At 68.6% G+C, this 17,832-nt stretch carries 15 protein-coding genes and 4 pseudogenes; 9 read left to right on the forward strand and 10 right to left on the reverse strand.

Translation table 11 applies throughout. The features are described 5' to 3' along the window. From ACIPWY_RS35565 to ACIPWY_RS35575, 3 genes and pseudogenes are all read right to left on the reverse strand, one after another. Positions 1 to 216, reverse strand: a pseudogene (locus ACIPWY_RS35565) (hypothetical protein); the annotation flags it as partial. 252 nt (positions 217 to 468) lie between these two features. Continuing rightward, a complete protein-coding gene (locus ACIPWY_RS35570) occupies positions 469 to 648 on the reverse strand; it encodes a hypothetical protein (RefSeq protein ID WP_362908411.1) in 180 nt (59 codons plus the stop codon). 414 nt (positions 649 to 1,062) lie between these two features. Beyond that, positions 1,063 to 1,635: a TetR/AcrR family transcriptional regulator gene (locus ACIPWY_RS35575; RefSeq protein ID WP_401536557.1), complete on the reverse strand. Its 573-nt coding sequence runs from the start codon at positions 1,633 to 1,635 to the stop codon at positions 1,063 to 1,065. 107 nt (positions 1,636 to 1,742) lie between these two features. Between ACIPWY_RS35575 and ACIPWY_RS35580 the strand changes: the two genes are divergently transcribed. Then, the gene (locus ACIPWY_RS35580; protein ID WP_362908409.1) at positions 1,743 to 2,765 is read left to right on the forward strand and encodes an NAD-dependent epimerase/dehydratase family protein; all 1,023 of its coding nucleotides are present in this window, start codon (positions 1,743 to 1,745) and stop codon (positions 2,763 to 2,765) included. A 301-nt stretch (positions 2,766 to 3,066) separates the two neighbouring features. Further along, positions 3,067 to 3,807 (forward strand): class I SAM-dependent DNA methyltransferase, encoded by a 741-nt coding sequence (locus tag ACIPWY_RS35585; protein WP_401536559.1) that lies wholly within the window; start codon positions 3,067 to 3,069, stop codon positions 3,805 to 3,807. Between the two features lie 17 nt (positions 3,808 to 3,824). On the opposite strand, the pseudogene ACIPWY_RS35590 reads toward ACIPWY_RS35585, so the two are convergent. The 3 genes and pseudogenes from ACIPWY_RS35590 to ACIPWY_RS35600 all read right to left on the reverse strand — a co-directional run. Further along, positions 3,825 to 4,206, reverse strand: a pseudogene (locus ACIPWY_RS35590) (SDR family oxidoreductase); the annotation flags it as partial. Between the two features lie 97 nt (positions 4,207 to 4,303). Then, positions 4,304 to 5,254, reverse strand: coding sequence for a formylglycine-generating enzyme family protein (locus ACIPWY_RS35595; RefSeq protein ID WP_401536561.1), 951 nt, complete (start codon positions 5,252 to 5,254; stop codon positions 4,304 to 4,306). Between the two features lie 98 nt (positions 5,255 to 5,352). Next, positions 5,353 to 6,762 (reverse strand): sulfatase, encoded by a 1,410-nt coding sequence (locus ACIPWY_RS35600; RefSeq protein ID WP_393705362.1) that lies wholly within the window; start codon positions 6,760 to 6,762, stop codon positions 5,353 to 5,355. Between the two features lie 352 nt (positions 6,763 to 7,114). Here ACIPWY_RS35600 and ACIPWY_RS35605 point away from each other — a divergent pair, with 352 nt between their 5' ends. The 4 genes from ACIPWY_RS35605 to ACIPWY_RS35620 all read left to right on the forward strand — a co-directional run bounded on the left by ACIPWY_RS35605 (position 7,115) and on the right by ACIPWY_RS35620 (position 11,590). Beyond that, on the forward strand, positions 7,115 to 7,963 hold the full coding sequence (locus tag ACIPWY_RS35605; RefSeq protein WP_362908405.1) for a class I SAM-dependent methyltransferase: 849 nt from the start codon (positions 7,115 to 7,117) through the stop codon (positions 7,961 to 7,963). A gap of 946 nt (positions 7,964 to 8,909) precedes the next feature. Further along, the gene (locus tag ACIPWY_RS35610) at positions 8,910 to 9,656 is read left to right on the forward strand and encodes an IPT/TIG domain-containing protein (protein ID WP_362908404.1); all 747 of its coding nucleotides are present in this window, start codon (positions 8,910 to 8,912) and stop codon (positions 9,654 to 9,656) included. Between the two features lie 218 nt (positions 9,657 to 9,874). Continuing rightward, positions 9,875 to 10,891, forward strand: a complete 1,017-nt coding sequence (locus ACIPWY_RS35615) for an IPT/TIG domain-containing protein (RefSeq protein WP_362908403.1) — start codon at positions 9,875 to 9,877, stop codon at positions 10,889 to 10,891. Positions 10,892 to 11,113: 222 nt separating this feature from the next. Then, complete coding sequence (locus ACIPWY_RS35620) at positions 11,114 to 11,590, forward strand: Ig-like domain-containing protein (protein WP_362908402.1); 477 nt, start codon at positions 11,114 to 11,116, stop codon at positions 11,588 to 11,590. Positions 11,591 to 12,126: 536 nt separating this feature from the next. Here the strand turns inward: ACIPWY_RS35620 and ACIPWY_RS35625 are convergent. After that, the gene (locus ACIPWY_RS35625; RefSeq protein ID WP_362908401.1) at positions 12,127 to 12,282 is read right to left on the reverse strand and encodes a DUF6131 family protein; all 156 of its coding nucleotides are present in this window, start codon (positions 12,280 to 12,282) and stop codon (positions 12,127 to 12,129) included. 376 nt (positions 12,283 to 12,658) lie between these two features. Here ACIPWY_RS35625 and ACIPWY_RS35630 point away from each other — a divergent pair, with 376 nt between their 5' ends. Next, the gene (locus ACIPWY_RS35630) at positions 12,659 to 13,501 is read left to right on the forward strand and encodes a DUF1206 domain-containing protein (protein ID WP_362908400.1); all 843 of its coding nucleotides are present in this window, start codon (positions 12,659 to 12,661) and stop codon (positions 13,499 to 13,501) included. A gap of 99 nt (positions 13,502 to 13,600) precedes the next feature. Here the strand turns inward: ACIPWY_RS35630 and ACIPWY_RS35635 are convergent, their stop codons facing one another. Further along, a complete protein-coding gene (locus ACIPWY_RS35635; RefSeq protein WP_362908399.1) occupies positions 13,601 to 15,121 on the reverse strand; it encodes a catalase in 1,521 nt (506 codons plus the stop codon). Positions 15,122 to 15,615: 494 nt separating this feature from the next. Here ACIPWY_RS35635 and ACIPWY_RS35640 point away from each other — a divergent pair, with 494 nt between their 5' ends. Next, positions 15,616 to 15,831 carry a hypothetical protein gene (locus tag ACIPWY_RS35640; protein ID WP_362908398.1) on the forward strand — a complete coding sequence of 72 codons (216 nt, stop codon included), beginning with the start codon at positions 15,616 to 15,618 and terminating at the stop codon, positions 15,829 to 15,831. Continuing rightward, positions 15,828 to 15,932, forward strand: a pseudogene (locus ACIPWY_RS35645) (DUF2188 domain-containing protein); the annotation flags it as partial. The gene ACIPWY_RS35640 and the pseudogene ACIPWY_RS35645, both read left to right, overlap by 4 nt. A 56-nt stretch (positions 15,933 to 15,988) precedes the next feature. On the opposite strand, the gene ACIPWY_RS35650 reads toward ACIPWY_RS35645, so the two are convergent. Continuing rightward, a complete protein-coding gene (locus tag ACIPWY_RS35650) occupies positions 15,989 to 17,290 on the reverse strand; it encodes a HAMP domain-containing sensor histidine kinase (protein WP_362908397.1) in 1,302 nt (433 codons plus the stop codon). Beyond that, positions 17,290 to 17,814, reverse strand: a pseudogene (locus tag ACIPWY_RS35655) (response regulator transcription factor); the annotation flags it as partial. The pseudogene ACIPWY_RS35655 and the gene ACIPWY_RS35650, both read right to left, overlap by 1 nt. Positions 17,815 to 17,832: the final 18 nt, after the last annotated feature.

Raw genomic sequence — 17,832 nt, forward strand, 5'->3', positions numbered from 1 at the left:
CACCGCGGCCTCATGGCCGGCTTCGGACCAGGCATCACCGCCGAAATCTCCCTCGGCACCTGGACCACCCAAACCGAAACCTGACACCCCCAAAAAGGCCCAGGACCCGTTCCACCGCCACCGCCACAGCAGCGGCAGCGGCAGCGGCAGCGGCAGCGGCAGCGGCAGCGGCAGCGGTGCAACGAACGCGGAGAACCCCAGCAACTCATCCCCCACACGACGGCTGCCTCGTGCCGCGCCCGCGCGCAACACGAGGCAGTCGTCGTGTGCGTGAGCGCAGCCAGCCCGGCAACCAGACGGATAACACACCTCGAGCACACCCGCTCAGGCTCCCGCACCGCACCCCTCAACCCCAGCCAGTCGGCAAGCCGGCGACTGGCCGATGGCCATGCCTGGGGGTGGGGCGTCTCTTCTGTCACCGGACGGCACCAGAGGGCTGCAGCAAGCGGCGTGGCGCGGCGCGCCACGTCAGCGGGTGGCGGCCACGAGCACCCCGAGCACGACCGCGACCACGGACACAGCACCGAAGGCGACCGTCAGCGGCCCCTGCATGGTGGGCCTGCGGTGCACCGCCACGGCGGCGCCTACGGCGAGCGCGAGCGTCACGATCACGAGCAGGAGAACAAGCACCAGCTGGGACAGGGACATCGGGTGTGGTCCTTCGGTTCGGGCGTGCTCGGCACGCGACATCTGATGGAGCCATCCAGCTCTCCAGCCCCTAGGGCGGCTCGAGTTCGGTCGGACAGCACCACAGACCTTGGGACACCCCGGGGTTAGCCCCGCAACCCCCGATTCCCACGCGGTTCGTAGGAATGCCTCCCTTTTGCGCCCGTACTGGCCTTACCGGCAACAGCACTCGCGCCCAGGGCCGGGACGGCCTGCGGCAGCACCAGACTTCCGGCGCGGCCCGCAGCCTCGTAAGGCCCAGGTGAGTACTCACCGTGTACAGCCGGGCTCCAACCCTCTCGCGCTATAGCCCCGCAACCCACCCAAGATGTGGCCGGCCCCTCTCGTCCCAACACCCGGACGCAATCGTGGAGTTCAGGTCCACGGACGGCCGGGTCAGGAGTCGGCGGGCCGGGTTCTCAGCCCGTCCAGGATGAGCTCCAGGATGCGGGTGGCGCGGGCTTCCCAGTCCTCGCCGGGCGGGATCCGCCACAGGACGCTGAGCTGGAGGAGTACGTCCTGCGGTTCGGTGCCCGGTTTGAGGTCGCCGGAGGCGCTGCCGGCGTCGAGCAGGACGGCGATGGCCCCGAGGAAGGGGTCGTAGTTCTTGTCGTCGAGGCCCCCGCTGGTCGCCGCGTGGATGACTTCGGAGACGCCGTACTTGAGCCTCCCGTAGCGGGAGACTTCCTCGAACCAGCGGCGCAGGGCGTCGAGAGGGGGCAGATCGGCCGCGAGGGTGTGGGCGAGGTCGATGACCTTCTGGATCTCGTGGTGGTAGAGCTCCACGATCAATGCCTCGCGGGTGGGGAAGTGCCGGTACAACGTCCCCACCCCGACCCCGGCCTGCTTGGCGATGCCCGTCATGGAGGCCCCCGAGGACGCGGCGAAGGCTTCACCGGCGACCTCGAGGATGCGGGCCCGGTTGGTCAGTGCGTCGGTGCGGGGGGCGCGGGCAGAGGGTGGGGTCATGGCTGGTCCGATCGGTCCGGTTGCAAAGCGGAAGGGCTTCCGTTACGTTCGAAAAGCAATGCGGAAGGGCTTCCGCTTAATCTTGTCACACCCCATGGAGGACAGCCATGCCGGAAACGGTTCTGGTCACCGGAGGCAGCGGATACGTCGCCGGCTGGTGCATCGTCGAGCTGCTGCGGCGCGGCTACCGCGTGCGCACCACCGTGCGCAGCCCTGGCAAGGAGCAGGCGGTGCGCGAAGCCGTCGCCACTCAGGCGGACACGGCCGGCCGGCTGGAGTTCGCGATCGCCGACCTCACCGCGGACGAGGGCTGGGACGCCGCGGTCAAGGGTGTCGACCACGTCCTGCACGTCGCTTCCCCCCTGGGCGGCGCCGTCGCCGACAACTCGGAGGCCATGATCGCCCCCGCCCGCGATGGGGCCCTGCGCGTACTGCGCGCCGCCACCGGGGCCGGGGTGCGGCGCGTGGTGATGACGTCCGCGGCGAACACCGCCAGCCCCTCCTCGTACAGCGAAGAGGGCGTCACCGACGAGACCCTGTGGACCGACCCGGACGATCCGACGCTGATCCCCTATCGCCGCTCCAAGACGCTCGCCGAACGTGCCGCGTGGGACTTCATGGCCACCTACGACGGCCCCACCGAGCTCACCACGATCCTGCCCGGTGCCGTCTTCGGGCCGGTCCTGGCCACCAGCACCATCGGCTCGGTCGGCATCGTCCAGCGGATGCTCTCCGGCGCCATGCGGGGTGTGCCGCGCATCGGCCTGGAGATCGTTGACGTCCGCGACCTGGCCGACATCCACATCCGTGCCATGACCTCGCCCCGGGCCGGCGGCGAACGCTTCCTCGCCACCGGCGAGTTCACCTGGATGCTGGACATGGTCCACGTCCTGCGGGAGGAACTGGGCGAGGACGGCCACCGGGTCTCCACCCGCCGGATCCCCGACCTCGCCGTCCGCCTCGCGGCCCGCTTCCGCGACCCGTCACTGCGTGACATCACCCCGGCCCTGGGGCGCCGCAACCGCCACAGCACCGCCAAGGCGCACCGCCTCCTGGAATGGCAGCCGCGCCCGGCCCGCGAGACCGTCATCGACTGCGCCCGCAGCCTCCTGGCCCACGGCGCCGTGTAACGGGTACGGATACGGTGGCTCGCTCGGCGCACCGCGCTCAAGCCGTGCGTGGTGAATGCGCTCAAGCTGTGCGTGGTGAAGAGGAGTGCCCCCAGCCGGTGGGCCCAGATCGCCCCATGGCCCTCGCCACTGGCTTCGACATCCCACGTCGGTGATGCCGGGAATCAGCCGGGCGCAGGTGACATCACTCGTCGCCGACGCGCTGCGACGCGGTCCGTACCGGCTCGCCGGAAGGTGATCGGAGCCGGTGGAAGGTAAATGCGTCGACAGCGCCCCTCGGCACCCGGCAAAGTGGCCGCCCGTGACGAGCAGTGAGCTGTGGACCCGTGCGACCGCCGACCGCTACGACGCCGAGGAGGCCGAAACGTCCTCGGCCGCCGTTCTCGGGCCGACTCTCGCCTTCCTCGCCGGACTCGCCGGAGATGGCCGGGCACTGGAGTTCGCCATCGGAACTGGACGAGTGGGCGTCCCGCTCCAGGAACGCGGCGTGCCGGTAGTGGGCATCGAACTGTCCGAGCACATGGCAGCGGTGCTGCGGAGCAAGATCGACGACGACGCGCTCCCGGTAGCCATCGGGGACATGGCCACCACCGTCGTCGCCGGCGAGTTCACCCTGGTCTATCTCGTCTACAACACCATCACGAACCTGCTCACCCAGGACGAGCAGGTCGAGTGCTTCCGCAACGCCGCACGTCATCTGGAGCCCGGCGGCCGATTCGTCATCGAGCTGGGCGTGCCGCCGCTGCGGTTCCTGCCGCCCGGCCAGGTCGCGGTGCCGTTCGATGTCTCTGAGCGGCATCTCGGCTTCGACACCTTCGACCTCGTCGAGCAGATTCTCGTCTCGCACCACTTCACCCGCGACGGCGACGACGGCCGCTACCGCCGCGGCAACTCCCGGCACCGGTACGCCTGGCCGGCAGAGCTTGACCTGATGGCACGGATTGCGGGGCTCGAGCTGGAACGTCGCGTCGCGGACTGGGACGGGACGCCGTTCACCCAGGACTCCGCGAAGCACATCTCCGTGTGGCGCAAGCCAACCTAAGGTCTGCCACCGAGCCGTCAACGTAGGCCGCCACCGTTGCGCATCAGCAGTTGATCGTTGATCCACGTGCCCTCCCTGGAACACAGGAAGTCGACGAGGTGCGCGGCGTCCTGCGGAGTGCCCAGCCGGCTGAGGGGGGCTCCGGATGCAGTGCTCCCGGACTTCCTCGGGTATCCAGCCGGTGTCGATCAGCCCGGGAATGCTCGCGTTGGTGGTGACGCCGGAGTGGGCGAGTTCGTGAGCGGCTGTCAGGGTGATGCGGTCCAGGGTCCCTCGCTCGCCCCGTAGTGCACGTTGCCGAGAGTGTGATCACTGGTGCGGCTGACGGTCCGTCCGGTTCCCCGATGTGCGGTAAGCGGCGCTCGAAAACTCGCGGATGAGCAGCCAGGTGGCACGCGCGGGTGTTGAACGGGGCGTGTCGCGGCTCGACCTTCTTGGCGAGGGTTTCCTTGCGGTCAGCCGCCTCGACAGAGTTGCGGCCATCGGCTTCCGGGTGTCAGGAACGTGCCACCCGGAAGCCGATGTTGCCCGTCGAGCTGTCGGGGGTGTTGGAGCTGCGCGCACCGACGCGGTAGCGGTTGCAGTACGACACGTGGCACAGGTGGGAGCCTCCGCGCATCACGCGTTTCGTCCCGGCAGGCGGACCCTGCGGCGCGGTCCGGGGCCCCGTGCGGTGGTAGTCCGGGCTGAACCAGTCGGTGCACCACTCCCATACGTTGCCCACCGTGTTGTAGAGGCCGAAGCCGTTTGGCCGGTTGGAGCGAACCGGCGCTGTGCCGTTGCGGGCCCCCGGGGCTGCGTTCGGGAAGTCGCCTTGCCAGATGGTGAGCATGTTCCTGCCGTTCGGGGCCAGTTCGTCGCCCCAGGGGTAGCGCTTGCGCGCAAGTCCGCCCCTGGCGGCGTACTCCCACTCGGCCTCGGTGGGCAGCCGGGTGCCCGACCAGGCGCAGTACGCCGTCGCGTCGTGCCAGGAGACGTGCACCACCGGGTGCTGCTGGATGTCCTGGAAGTTCGAGCCGGGCCCGCTGGGCGCACGCCAGTTCGCCCCCTCGATGGCCCGCCACCACGGGGTGCCGGGCACCGCCGGGGACGAGGCCCGCAGGTCCGGGGGCAGGAAGCCGGCGAACACATACGAGAATCCGAACCTTTCCGCCTCCGTGACGTGCCCGGTGACCTTCACGAAGGATGCGAACTCCGCGTTGCTGACCGCCGTCGCGGCGATCGAAAAGGCGTCGATCTCCACTTGCCGTACCGGCCCCTCGCCGTCGGCCGTTACGCCGTCGGCGTCGTCGCAACCCATCGAAAACGCCCCGCCCGGGAGCGTGGTCAGGCCTCGGCGGGCGCGCCGGGCCGCGGGATCGCTCGTCTCCGACCGCGGCGGGACGAGCCGTTGTTCCAGGGTGCTGCGTGCCGGGGTGCAGCAGGAGGGACGAGGGGCGCTGGTCATGGAAGGGGCCTCTCGGGCAGGGCGACGGGGTCGGGGAGGTGAGGGGGAGAACTGCGGTGTGTGCCGGTGCGGGAGGCTCCCGCACCGGCACACCCGGATCAGGCCGCCCGGTCCGCGGCCAACTGCGCGGCCAGCGCCGGGATGCCGAGCCGCCGCTCATCCGCGGGCGTGGCCCCGTGCAGAAGGTTGGCGAGTTGGTAGGGGTCGTTCACGAGGTCGTAGTACTCCCGGAACTGGAGCTCACCGGTGCCGACCTCCTGCCCGGCACTGTCCGTGTGCAGGGCGTAGTACTCGATGTACTGCTCCGTCGGGCTCTTGTAGGAGGACCAGGTGTGCGGATTGTCGCCGGGGTTGCGGTGCCACCATTCGATCAGCAGGTGGTCGCGGCGCGCGGTGCCGAGGAGGGACTGCCCGTCGTGCAGCGGACTAGGGGCGAGGCCGGCCGCGTCCAGGATGGTCGGAGCGATGTCGATGTTCGCGGCCAGGCGGTCGTCGACGGTGCCCGAGCCGAGCCCGCCGGCCGGCCACGACACGTAGAACGGCACCTCGACGGCCGGGCGGTAGGGCACCGACTTGGCGCCCCAGCCGTGGTCGCTCCAGCTGTAACCGTTGTCGCCGAGGTAGAAGACCAGCGTGTTGTCGAGCTGCCCCAGGGTGGCCAGCTTGTCGTGCAGGGCCTTCACCGCGTCGTCCACGGACAGGAGGGTGCGCAGCTGGTTGCGGCGCACGGTACGGCCGTCGGCGAGAGTGCGGGTCGCATTCCGGATGTACTCCGGCTTGTCGCCGCGGTCCTCCTCGGTCACCGAGGGACGGCCGTTCCAGGCGGGCACGGGGGTGTCCGCGTATTTCGGCTCGGGCGTGTTCGGCCCGTGCGGGGCCTTCGGCGCGACGAAGGCGAACCAGGGACGGTGGTCGGTGGCGGACTTGTCCAGGAACTTGAGGGCTCGGTCGCGGATGACGCTGGTGCTGTAGCCATCGATGGTGCGTACCGTGCCGTTGTCGTTGTACGTGCCGTCGTTATAGGTGACCGGCGCCGAGAGCAGCCACTCGTCGAAGTGCGGCGGGATGTCCTTGTTGCTCCAGGCGTTGAGGTATTTGCCGAACAACCCGGTCCGGTAGCCCGCCTGTTGGAGGTGCCGCTGGACGGTGGTGGACTGATCGAGGTTGTACGGGCTGCTGTTGTCGCGCACTCCGTGGTGGCGTGCGTGCCGACCGCTGAAGATCGACGAGCGCGACGGTGCGCAGAGCGGGGTGGCCACGTGCCCCTGCCGGAATTCGACACCGCCGTCGACCAGCCACCTCAGCGTGTTCGGAGTCGCCCACTCGGTGTGGAGGGGCTGGTCGTCGGTGAGGATCACGAGGATGTTGGGGCGGTTCGCCGCCGCGTCCGGCGCCGCCGCGGCGGCGGCACGGGTGGCGAGGGTGGGAACGGCGGTAGCTGCGGCGACGGCTGTGGCGCCGGCGAGGAATCCGCGTCTGCCGAGGTCCGATTGGTCGTTTCGGCTCATGGCGGAGGAAGCCCTTCTGAAGGTGCGCCCGGCTGGGCGTACGCGAAGTACGACAGGGGGAAAGGAATGGGCGGCGCTCCCGGGGCGCGTCCACACCGGGGTCTGCGGAGTGAACTTAGGAGGGCGCGGGGTAGCTGGGCAACGGAGGCGGACGGACGGACACAGCCAATTCATGTGCGCGCAGTAATCCGGCGAACACAGCGCCGGAGATGCCCGGAAAGGCGGGGTACGACCGCTGATGGACGGCAGTACGCCTCACCCCGAGCGGCTCGCGGAGCAGGGACTGGCTGGCCGCGTGTGAACCTGGCTCCCCTCATCAGGTTCCTTGGAATCGATCTTCTAGGCTGGCGCGGTGACTGATGAGCAGGAATGGGAGCAGCCGTCGGGAGTGTGGGCTACCGCGGTGGGGGTGGCCCGGGTACGGGCACTGGAGACCGAGCGGGAGAACGCACTGTTCCGTGACCCACTGGCACAGGCCTTCGCCACCGCCGGCGGCCTGTGGCCCTCCTCGCCGCCGCCCGATGACGAGGCCGCGCGACGCCGCCGGCTGGCCGTGTCGTTGTCCATCGTCATCAGGACGAAGTTCCTAGACGACCTGTTGCAACAGGCCTCCGCGTCCGGGGTCCGGCAAGTCGTGCTGCTCGGCGCGGGCATGGACAGCCGGGCCTTCCGGATGGACTGGCCCGAGGGCACCCGGCTGTTCGAGGTCGACACCGCCGCGCCGCTGGACTTCAAGGCCTCCGTGCTGCGCCAGGAGCGGGCCGTCGCACGCTGCGAGCGGATCACCGTGCCGGTGGATCTACGTGAGGACTGGCCAGGCGCGCTGAACGCTGCCGGGCACGATCCAGCCGTGCCGACCGCGTGGATCGCCGAAGGACTACTGATCTATCTCCCCGAGGACGCGGTGGAACTGCTGCTTGCCCGGATCAGCACGCAGTCGGCGACGGGCAGCAGGATGGGGCTGACATTGGGCTCGCGCGGCGTGATCGAACGCTTCGGCGCGGACTCCGCGCCGGGATCGGCGGCGTCCATGTGGGTCTCGGAGATGCCCGACGACCCGGTGAGCTGGCTGGCCGGGCATGGCTGGGAGGCTGACAGCCACACCCTGCACGAGCGCGCTGCCGCCTACGGCCGCCCGATCAGCACTCCGCCGCAGCGCGAGGAGCGACCCGGCGGACTGATCTCGGCTGTCCGCCGGTAGAGCGCCTCCCGGTTCCCTGGATGATCGATTCCGAGGGGCCTGATGAGTGGAGCCAGGTTCATGCGCGGCCGGCCGGTCATGCGCGCACTGACCGCCTGTCGCACCGGCGTTGGATGATCCGCTCCACGAGCGCATGCGCCACGAGATCACCGACATCGCCCAAGCCGTCGCCACCCACGCACTCGCCGTCGCCACCCACGCACTCTCGAAGACCCCCACCAAGAGCTGCCCACTGCACGCCGGGCCAACGCCGCCGACCTCACCGCCCCCACACACAGCGAGATCCACTACCGCGTCCCCATGAAACCGAAGACCAAGCCGGCAACCAGGCTGGGCTGCACACGGCGAAAGAGGCCGGGGCTTCGAGCACCCCATCCGCAAGGTTAGGCCAATCGAGTGAACCGGCCACCAGGAACTTGCCGCATATGCCAGGATCCTGCGTTACTGAACATATTCCAACTAATGGGCAGCCCTTACCACTCGGGATGCGTGGTGCTGGGGTGGCCTGTCCCTTCACACGTGGGAAGGAACAGGTCCGTCGGGATCGCGATGGGCACCCAAGTGGGGTTGGAACGCCAGTCGGTGCCGCTTACGCGGTGCCGGCTGGTCTTTTTTGTGTGGACCGGGCGAAGATCGGTGGCGCACGCCGGTGGTACGCAGGCTCCCCCTCAAGCATCCACGTGCTGTGGCTGGCACCTTGTCAGACATTCATCCTTGTGGGGTACTTGAAGCAGCGAACCGGTGGGCTGCCCATCCCACAACCGGGGATCACGGTAAAGGGCGGCATCTGCCGGTTCTTCCTTTGTGCGTTCACGAGGGAACTCCATTGACCGGCTGCACGGTTCAGCCGTCCGTCCTGCCGTAAGGGCCTTCCGCGAAGGATGCCCGGCGGTCCCCAGGTTCCGCCGTGTCCTGTGTACCTGTCCTGTCAGCGAGGAGTCTCTCCATGCCCATGACCCCGAACCAGGGATCCACCGGCGGTGGCACGCTGGTGACGATCACCGGTACGAACCTGTCCGGCACCACCGCCGTCACGTTCGGCACCAAGCCGGCCGCCAGCTTCACCAACGTCACGCCGACCCAAGTCACAGCCGTGTCGCCCTCGGGCGCCGGCAGCGTCGGAGTGACCGTGACCACCCCGGGCGGCACGAGCAACCCGATTCCGTTCTTCTACGTCGGAGCCCCGTTCAAGTCCTCGCTCGGGCCGACATCCGGCCCCCTGGCGGGCACCAACACGGTCACGATCAACGGTGTCGGTCTGGCGACGGCCACCAGTGTGTCGTTCGGCGCCAACTCCGCCGTACCGACGGTCGTCTCCGACACCCAGCTCACCGTCGTCGTGCCGGCAGGCGCGGCACCAGGTCCCGTAGGAGTGAGCGTGACCACCGCGGGCGGCACGAACAACGGTCTGTCCTACACCTACGTGGACGTTCCCACCGTGACCGCGGTGACGCCCACCGCCGGGCCGACGTCCGGCGGTACCGGAGTGACCATCACCGGTACCAACCTCGGCACCACCGAGTCGGTCACCTTCGACGGCAACCCGGCACCGTTCACCCTGGTGAACTCCGCCACGGTCTCGGCGGTGACCCCGCCCGGCACCGCCGGCGCGGTCGACGTCGTGGTGACCAACCCGGCCGGCTCCGACACGGCCGCCGGCGCGTTCACCTACGTCGCGCCTCCCGGCATCTGACCGTCAGCCCCGCTGCCGCCCGGTCTTCACCGGGCGGCAGCTCTGCTTGACCACCGCTGCCCGAACGGCAGTTCCCACCCTGCGCCGTCCGGCCACGTGATCCCCCGTGGGCGGACGGCCCTCATCCGCCCAAGCCCCAGACCGGGCAGTTCCCCCGGACCTGGACCGGACATCCGCGTCGCCTTGGGCTTCGCCCAGGCTGCCATAGGAGCTTCTTCATGCCGCCCACGATCAGCACCATCAATCCCTCGCAAGGGCCCACCACCGGGGGTACCACCGTCACCCTCACCGGCACCGGGATGACGGGGTCCACCGCAGTACGGTTCGGCAGTACCAACGCGACCTCCTTCATCGTCAACTCGGCCACCCAGATCACAGCGGTGAGCCCGCCCCACGCCGCGGGTGCGACAGCGGTGGTCGTCATCCATCCGACCGGTAACAGCAACTCGGTGACGTTCACTTTTGTGGTGGCGCAGGTGCCGGTGGTCACGGGTGTGGCGCCCAGTAGCGGTCCGACGTCGGGCGGCACCAGTGTCACCCTCACGGGAACCGGGTTCACCGGGGCCACGACGGTCACCTTCGCCGGGGTCCCGGCGACGTCGTTCATCGTGAACTCGGCCACCCAGATCACCGCCGTGACGCCCGCCGGCAGTGCCGGGGCAGCAGTAGTGAGTGTCACGACACCGGGGGGTACCAGCGCCCCGGACGCCTTCTTCTTCTACGCCATGCCGCCCGTCCTCAACAGTGCAGACCCAGCGCTCGGCCCGGCAGCCGGCGGCGTGGTGGTCACCCTGACCGGAAGCAATCTGCTCAATGCCAGTGCCGTACGGTTCGGCAGTACCAACGCCGCCTCGTTCACCGTGGTGTCAGCGACACAGATCACGGCCACTGCCCCGCCGGGGACGGGGAGTTCACCGATCACAGTGATCACGCCAGGCGGCACGAGCAACCCCGTGGCCTTCAGCTACGTCGCCACGCCCACCCTGACGGCAGTAGTGCCCAGTAGCGGCCCGACGTCCGCAGGCACCGTGGTCACCCTCACCGGTACGCGCCTGGCCACCGCCTCGGCCGTCACCTTCGGGGGTACGGCCGTCTCATTCACCGTCGTGTCGGACACCCAGATCACGGCGGTCGCACCCGCGGGACCCGCTGGTGCGGTCACGGTGATCGTCACGACAGCAGGCGGCACCAGCCCCGGCCTGACCTACACCCGCGTTTCCCCGCCGGGCATCTGACACCCCGACGTCCGCACACTGCGATCCACCGCACACACCCCATACAGCCCGTCGTGCCGGCGTGCCGTCGAGTCACTCGGCTGCCCGACGATCCTCTCAACCGATGATCCAACCAGGTTACTTGTGGGCGCCGCCTCCCTGGGAGGCAAGAAGCACCGCCGTAGCGTGAAGCTCCCAGTGCCCGCAACCGCGGGCCCTGCGACACAACAAGGAGCCGAACCGGTGAGGATCACACCACGCAGGTCAAGACTCGTCGTCGCCACAGCCCTGGCCGCCGTGCTGGGACTGGCCTCACCTGCCTGGGCCGCAGGGTCCAGCACCACGGTGACGGCCACCCCGCAGTCCACCCAGGTGGGCGCTACGGTCCAGCTCGCGGCCACGGTCGACTGTCCTGCCGACCCCAGAGGCGGGCTCGGCGTGACGTTCTTCGACGATATGGTCCAGCTCGACACCGTGCAGGTGAACGCCAACGGCCAGGCAAGTCTCCCCACGACGTTCGCCACCCCCGGCACGCACACCATCACCGCCTCCTACAACGGCACCACGGAGTGCGACGCCTCCCACAACACCACAACCGTCCAGGTCACGTCCGTCCCGACGCCCCCTGGTCCGCCCCCGGGCTTCTGCCTCCTCGCCTGTGGCGGACTGATCAACTTCACCGTCGGCGACATCAACAACATCAACATCTCCAAGCACTAGTCATAGGCCTCTGCACCGCGGCACCTGCGCCAGGCACACTGCCTCGGAGCATTGCCTGCGCGGCTGACTGGTGGTTCACACGTGCCGAAATCCGAGCGGCGCGGCGGCCGTCGGATCGGCCACCGCAAGGTCATCAACGCGCTCCTGTGCCGGCAGTGCACCGGGGTGCGAGGCAGGATGTGCCTCCCCCTCCAGCGATGACCAGCGATCTCCTTCCGCCGCAGGTCTGGATACGGTCCATGTTCATCACCAGCGTCAAGGGCCGCGCATTCTCGTCGGTCTGAGCCCCACAAACCGTTGCTGTCCTCCTCAATCTCGGTGAGGAGGACAGCAACATTTCGGCAGCCGAGTCACTCCCGTGAGCAGGCCCGAGCTCCCGTGTCGTCTCCCGGGCGGCACTGCCATCGGCCTCGCGCGGCACACCTGCCGGGTCGTGCTGTTCGGCGAAGTCGAGCGTCAGGGCGCCAACCCATCAAAGAGACACGCTCTGAGGGCGCGTGGTGTCGGTGTCCCCGTGGACACCGATCAACGCTTCCCTAGAAGTAGTGCCTACGTCCCCCCACTGCACGCCCGCTGGCGCCGAGAATCCACAGGACCGCACCGACAACGACAAGGATGCCGCCGACCGTCGTCAGCAACGAAATACCGACCAACATGCCTATTACGAGCAGAATGGCTCCGAGCACAATCATGGGTGTTCCTCTCATCAAGTCTCGTCGGGATGCGTCGGAATTCTGTCTGTCCGACGGCATCCGCTTCCCGCCGTCTGCATAGCCGGGAAGGGGTCAAGAACCCCGCCACCAGCAAATCTTGCGGGCGCTTGGTCGCTCCATGTTTTGTCCGTGTGCCCGTCTCTCTGCGGCCCATGCGTCGACAACCCGCACTGTTTCCTTCGCCGAGGTTGCTCCGTCGACGTGACAAGGGGCAATGACCGGCAGAAAACATCTCGGCACCGTAGCCCAGCGGCGTCACCGCGTTGCTCTTCCTGTCATCTCCAGCGAGCAAGACACGACTCGGAATGTGCAATGTGCCAGGGGTCGACTCTTCCAGCGGGGGCAGACGGTGGACATGACTCCAGGATCGACAGCGGCACGCGGGCGCGGTCAGGCACGACGCGCCGCGAACAGCACGGCAGTTGCAGCGGGAGCCCGGGCGGGGTTCGTCGCTCGCGGGATCATCTACGTACTGATCGGCGTTCTTTCGCTGCGGATTTCCTTCTCGGACGGGGGTGGCAAGCAGGCGGACCGGGGCGGGGCCATCGCGGAGATCGCGGGCAAGCCCTTCGGTGCCGCGCTGCTCTGGCTCCTCGGCGCAGCCCTGGCCGGCATGGCCCTGTGGAGGCTGTCCGGGGCCACGTTCGGCCAGGCGGGGCCCGATGGCAGGAGGGCGAACAAGCGGGCCATGGCCGCAGGTCGTGCTGTCTTCTACGGGTTCGTCTCGTACTCCGTGCTGTCTTACGCGGCCGGGGACAAGAGCAGCGGAAGCGGTGCCTCGGACGAGAACTCCCGCGACGTCACGGCGAAGGTTCTGGATTGGCCGGGAGGCCAGTGGATCGTCGCCATCGCCGGCGCCGCGGTGGCCGCGGCCGGCGTATGGATCGCGGTGAGGGCCCTGAGGCGCAAGTTCCAGAAGCATCTGAAGATGTCCGGGATGTCTCCGAAGATCCGTCAGGTGGTCACTGTGCTCGGGGTGTTCGGCGGTACGGCTCGGGGTGTCGTCTTCGCTGCCGCAGGCGGGTTCGCCCTCACGGCGGCCGTCCAGCACAAGGCCGGCAAGGCCAAGGGCATGGACGACACTCTGCGCTCTTTCGCCGATACACCAGTCGGGCCCTGGCTTCTGATGTTCATCGCGGTCGGCCTCATGGCTTACGGGATGTTCTCCTGGGCCAGCGCCCGCTGGCGAAAGCTCTGATGCTTGGCCCGCACGCCGCCGGCGGGCGCCCGCCGGCGGCGTGCGGGCCATGGAGCGAGACCGATTACTCGTCTCGGAGCGGGCTACGAATTCGATAGCTCAGGCTTTCCTCTGCATACCGCTCCGGGCAGGGTTTGCCTGTTCCGCCGCCTTGGGGTCCTTCTCGTCCGCCTTGGCTCGCACGCCTTGCTGGATGCGCTCGCCGAGCGACTTGTCGATGTTGGACCAGTACTCCAGGGCCCTTGCGAGGACGGGCTCACTCACCCCGTTGAGCAGGTGCCCGACGACGTTGTCCACGAGACGCCCGCGCGCGGCGTCGTCGAGGACCTCGCGTACCAGCGTGCCCGCCTGGCCCCAGTCGTCGTCCTCGGCGTGGTCGACGTACGCAGCGCGCGTGATGTCGCCGTCCGCGTACCAACTGGGCGGCGAGTAGCGGCCCGCGTCGGCTGCCGGGCCGCCCTTGGAATTGGGGGCGTAGACCGGGTCCTCGGTCTTGCGGTACGCCATGGCTCCGTCTTTGGAGTATGTGTTCACCGGCACGATGGGAGCGTTGACCGGAAGCTGCTGGTAGTTGCCGCCAATGCGGTAACGGTGCGCGTCGGCGTAGGAGAAGAGTCTCGCCAGCAGCATGCGGTCAGGGCTGGGGCCGATGCCGGGCACCAGGTTGTTGGGCTGGAACGCAGCCTGTTCGATCTCGGCGTGATTGTCCGTGGGGTTGCGGTCGAGGGTCATCTTGCCGACCTCGATCAGCGGGTAGTCGCTGTGCGGCCACACCTTGGTCAGGTCGAACGGGTTGAAGCGGTAGGTGGCCGCCTCGTCGTACGGCATGACCTGCACGTACAGCGTCCAGCTCGGGTGATCGCCGTCCCGGATGTGCTCGAAGAGATCCCGGGTGTGGTAGTCCGTGTCGGCCGCGCACATCTGGTCACCCTCGTCCTGGGTGAAGAACTCGATGCCCTGGTCGGTCTTGAAGTGGTACTTCACCCAGAACCGCTCGCCCTGCGCGTTGATCCACATGTACGTGTGCGAGGTGTAGCCGTTCATGTGGCGCCAGGTACGCGGGATGCCCCGGTCGCCCATGAGCCACGTGACCTGGTGCGCGGACTCGGGCGAGAGGGTCCAGAAGTCCCACTGCATGTCATGGTCACGGAGGTTGTTGTCCGCACGGCGTTTCTGGGAGCGGATGAAGTGCTGGAACTTCATCGGGTCCTTCACGAAGAAGACCGGGGTGTTGTTCCCCACCATGTCGTAGTTGCCATCGGTGGTGTAGAACTTCACCGCGAATCCGCGCGGGTCACGCCAGGTGTCCGGGCTCCCGCGCTCGCCGGCGACGGTCGAGAACCGGGTCACCAGATCGGTGCGCGTGCCCGGCTGGAAGACCGCGGCCTTCGTGTAGGCGCTGACGTCTCCGGTGACTTCGAAGTGGCCGAAGGCACCGCTCCCCTTGGCGTGCGGCTGCCGCTCAGGAATGCGCTCCCGGTTGAACTGCGCCATCTGCTCGATCAGATAGGAGTCCTGCAAGAGGATCGGGCCACCGGCGCCGACGGTGAGCGAGTGCTCGTCGCTCTCGACCGGAATTCCGGCATCCGAGGTGGTCGCCTTACCTGTGACGTCGTTCATGAGCTGCGTGCGCCTTTCGATCGGTGTCCGTCGCGCCGCGCGGCCGTGTTCTGCTGCTACGGAGAGTGACAGCAGGGGCGGCTTCGCGGCTGATCAGCAGATACACGGGCGAGCTGTTCCCATCCAGCCTGCGGCTTCTTCGCTCATTCGGCATTTTTCCTACACCGCCCTGCAGCCCAGCCCTGCCGACCGGCCCTCCTGCTCGGTGATCTCTCGCGGTCGGGTCCGGGGGCCTGGTTCACGCCGCCTCTACGTGCCAGGGCGCGGTTTCCCGGGGCTGATGTCGGCTCCGCCGGGACTGGTCAGCTTCTCGCGCCTCGACCCGGGGGCCGGCAGGCGAGCGGCAAACTGGACGGGTCCGGCGTGGATGTCGAGGGCTACGGCAATTGGGGCGGGGGTCGAATCTCTGCGCCGGGTACTCCGCCCGAGGGTGCCGCGATCACACGTGAGGCCTTGAGGACGGCGGCCGTATCCATTACCGCAAAGTCTGCGAGTTGGTCGGCCAGGAGCTGATCGAGGCCGAGAACGGCAAGGGCTACCAGGTCTCCAAGGACGAGATCATCGCGTCGGCCAAGAAGACGGCTCCGAAGAAGGCGGCGATGTCCGGGCGCCGGAGGTCCGCCTGTACGGCGAGGAGAAGCATCATGGCAGCGAAGCAGACCGTCTACCACTCAAACCGTCCGGCGAACGGGCTGCGGACGCGGGAGTGAAGTGGCAGGTCGAGGGCAGGGAAGGCCGTCGGCTGCTGCACGAGCCGCACCGCACGCAGAAGGATGCGATCGACTCCGCGCGTGACCGGGCCAGGGAACACACCCCCGCGCAGGTCGTCGTCCACGCCCGCGACGGGCACATCCGCACCGCGTACGCCTATGGCGACGCTCCTGCGACGTCCCCCGACAATCGTGGCCGTAACGCAGGGAGCGGGGGCCTCTTCCAGGACCCTGGGAGCGCGGGCACTATGAGTTCGACACGCACCGTCAGTCCACCTCGAGGGTTCGCGCTCGCCGTGGCCGTGCCGTGGTGGGCCGAGGCGATCGAGCGGACGATGGCCAGGCCGAGGCCGTGCCCGGAACGGTCGCTGCTGACCCGGGAGCGGGCCCGGTAGAAGGGTTCGAAGAGCTGGTCCACAACGGCTTTGTCCACGTGCGGGCCGGTGTTCTCCACCTCCATGACCACCGCTGCGTCCCGGTCCCGGAAGACGGAAAGGTGCACATCGCCGTTCGGGGAAGTGTTGTGGAGGAGGGCGTTGTCGAGGAGGTTGAGGACCAACTGCCGCAGCAGGGTGGCGTTTCCGGCCACCTCGCAGGTCTCGCAGCCGGACTCCGTGTCCACGTCGAGGCGGATGCCGCGTGCTGAGGCCTGCGCGGAGCGTTCGGCGGCGGCCCGTTCCGCGAGTTCGGCGAGGTCTACCGGATCCGGGTCGAATGGGGCGTAGCCGGCGCTTGCCAGGTCGAGCAGCGCGCGTACGACACTGATGTTGCGTTCGTTGGTCTCCCGCAGCATCGGGGCGAGCTCGGCGAACGACTCGCCTGTGGAGTCGTCGCCGGCGATCTGGAGCGCGGCCCTGGTGGTGGCCAGCGGGGTGAGCAGTTCGTGGGAGGCGTTGGCGGCGAAACGCTGGTGCGCGGCGAAGGACTCCTCCAGGCGGGCCAGCATCGTGTCGAAGGTGTCGGCCAGGCGTTTGAGCTCGTCGGCGGGGCCTTCGGCGCGGATGCGGTCTTTCAAGTTGCCGTCCGCAGCCTCGCTGATGGAGTGCAGGGGTGCGAGCAGCCGCTTGGAGAGCAGCCAGCCGGCGCCGAGGCCGCTCGTCAGCACCAGGAGCACCCCGCCGACGGAGACCAGCAGGACCGTGTTCCAGACGTCTTCCTTGCTGGTGATGTCGCCGAGGTTCTTGGCCTTCGACCCCGGCTGGATGTCGGAGGGCTGGATGGGAGAGCGCTGTGGTGTGGGGGTTCGGGGCGTGGGCTGAGCCGGTGTTCCGCGTGATGCCTCGATGAATGAGGAGCCGGGCGGGGCGATCACCGTCGTGCTGAGATCGTACGTCGGCAGGTAGCGCATCCCGGTGTAGATGATCGTGACCATCAACGCGGCGCACACCCCGAGTGCCGCCCCGAGTCCGAGGAAGAGGCGGGTGTGGATGCTCAGGCTCCGGATGCGGACCTGCCGCATCACTCCGTCCCCAGGTAGTAGCCGGCGCTGATCGCGGTGTGCACCAGCTGTGGTTCGCCGAGCTTCTTGCGCAGGGTGTGAACGACGAGGCGTACCGCGTTGGTGAACGGGTCGGTGTGCGCGTCCCAGGCTTTGTCCAGGAGGTACTCGGCGCTCAGCACCCCGCCGTCGGCGCGCATCAGGAGTTCCAGTACGGCGAGTTCCTTCGGTGTGAGCCTCACCTCCGTGTCTGCGCGGGTGACGAGGCGACGGTGGGTGTCCAGGCGGACGTCGGCGAAGGTGAGGACGGGGGCGTGAGCCATGGGGGTGCGGCGGTACAGGGCACGCAGGCGGGCGATGAGTTCGGGGAAGTCGAAGGGCTTGGCGAGATAGTCGTCAGCACCCAGCCCCAGCCCCTCGACCTTGTCGCCGAGGCGCCCGGCGGCGGTCAGCATCAGGATGCGGCAGCCGAGGTCCATGGCGACGATGCGACGGCACACCTCGTCGCCGTGCACCTCGGGCAGGTCCCGGTCCAGGACCACCACCCACCGGCAGCCTCGACC

The sequence above is a fragment of the Streptomyces sp. NPDC090032 genome (assembly GCF_044748025.1).
Classification (GTDB): Bacteria; Actinomycetota; Actinomycetes; order Streptomycetales; family Streptomycetaceae; genus Streptomyces.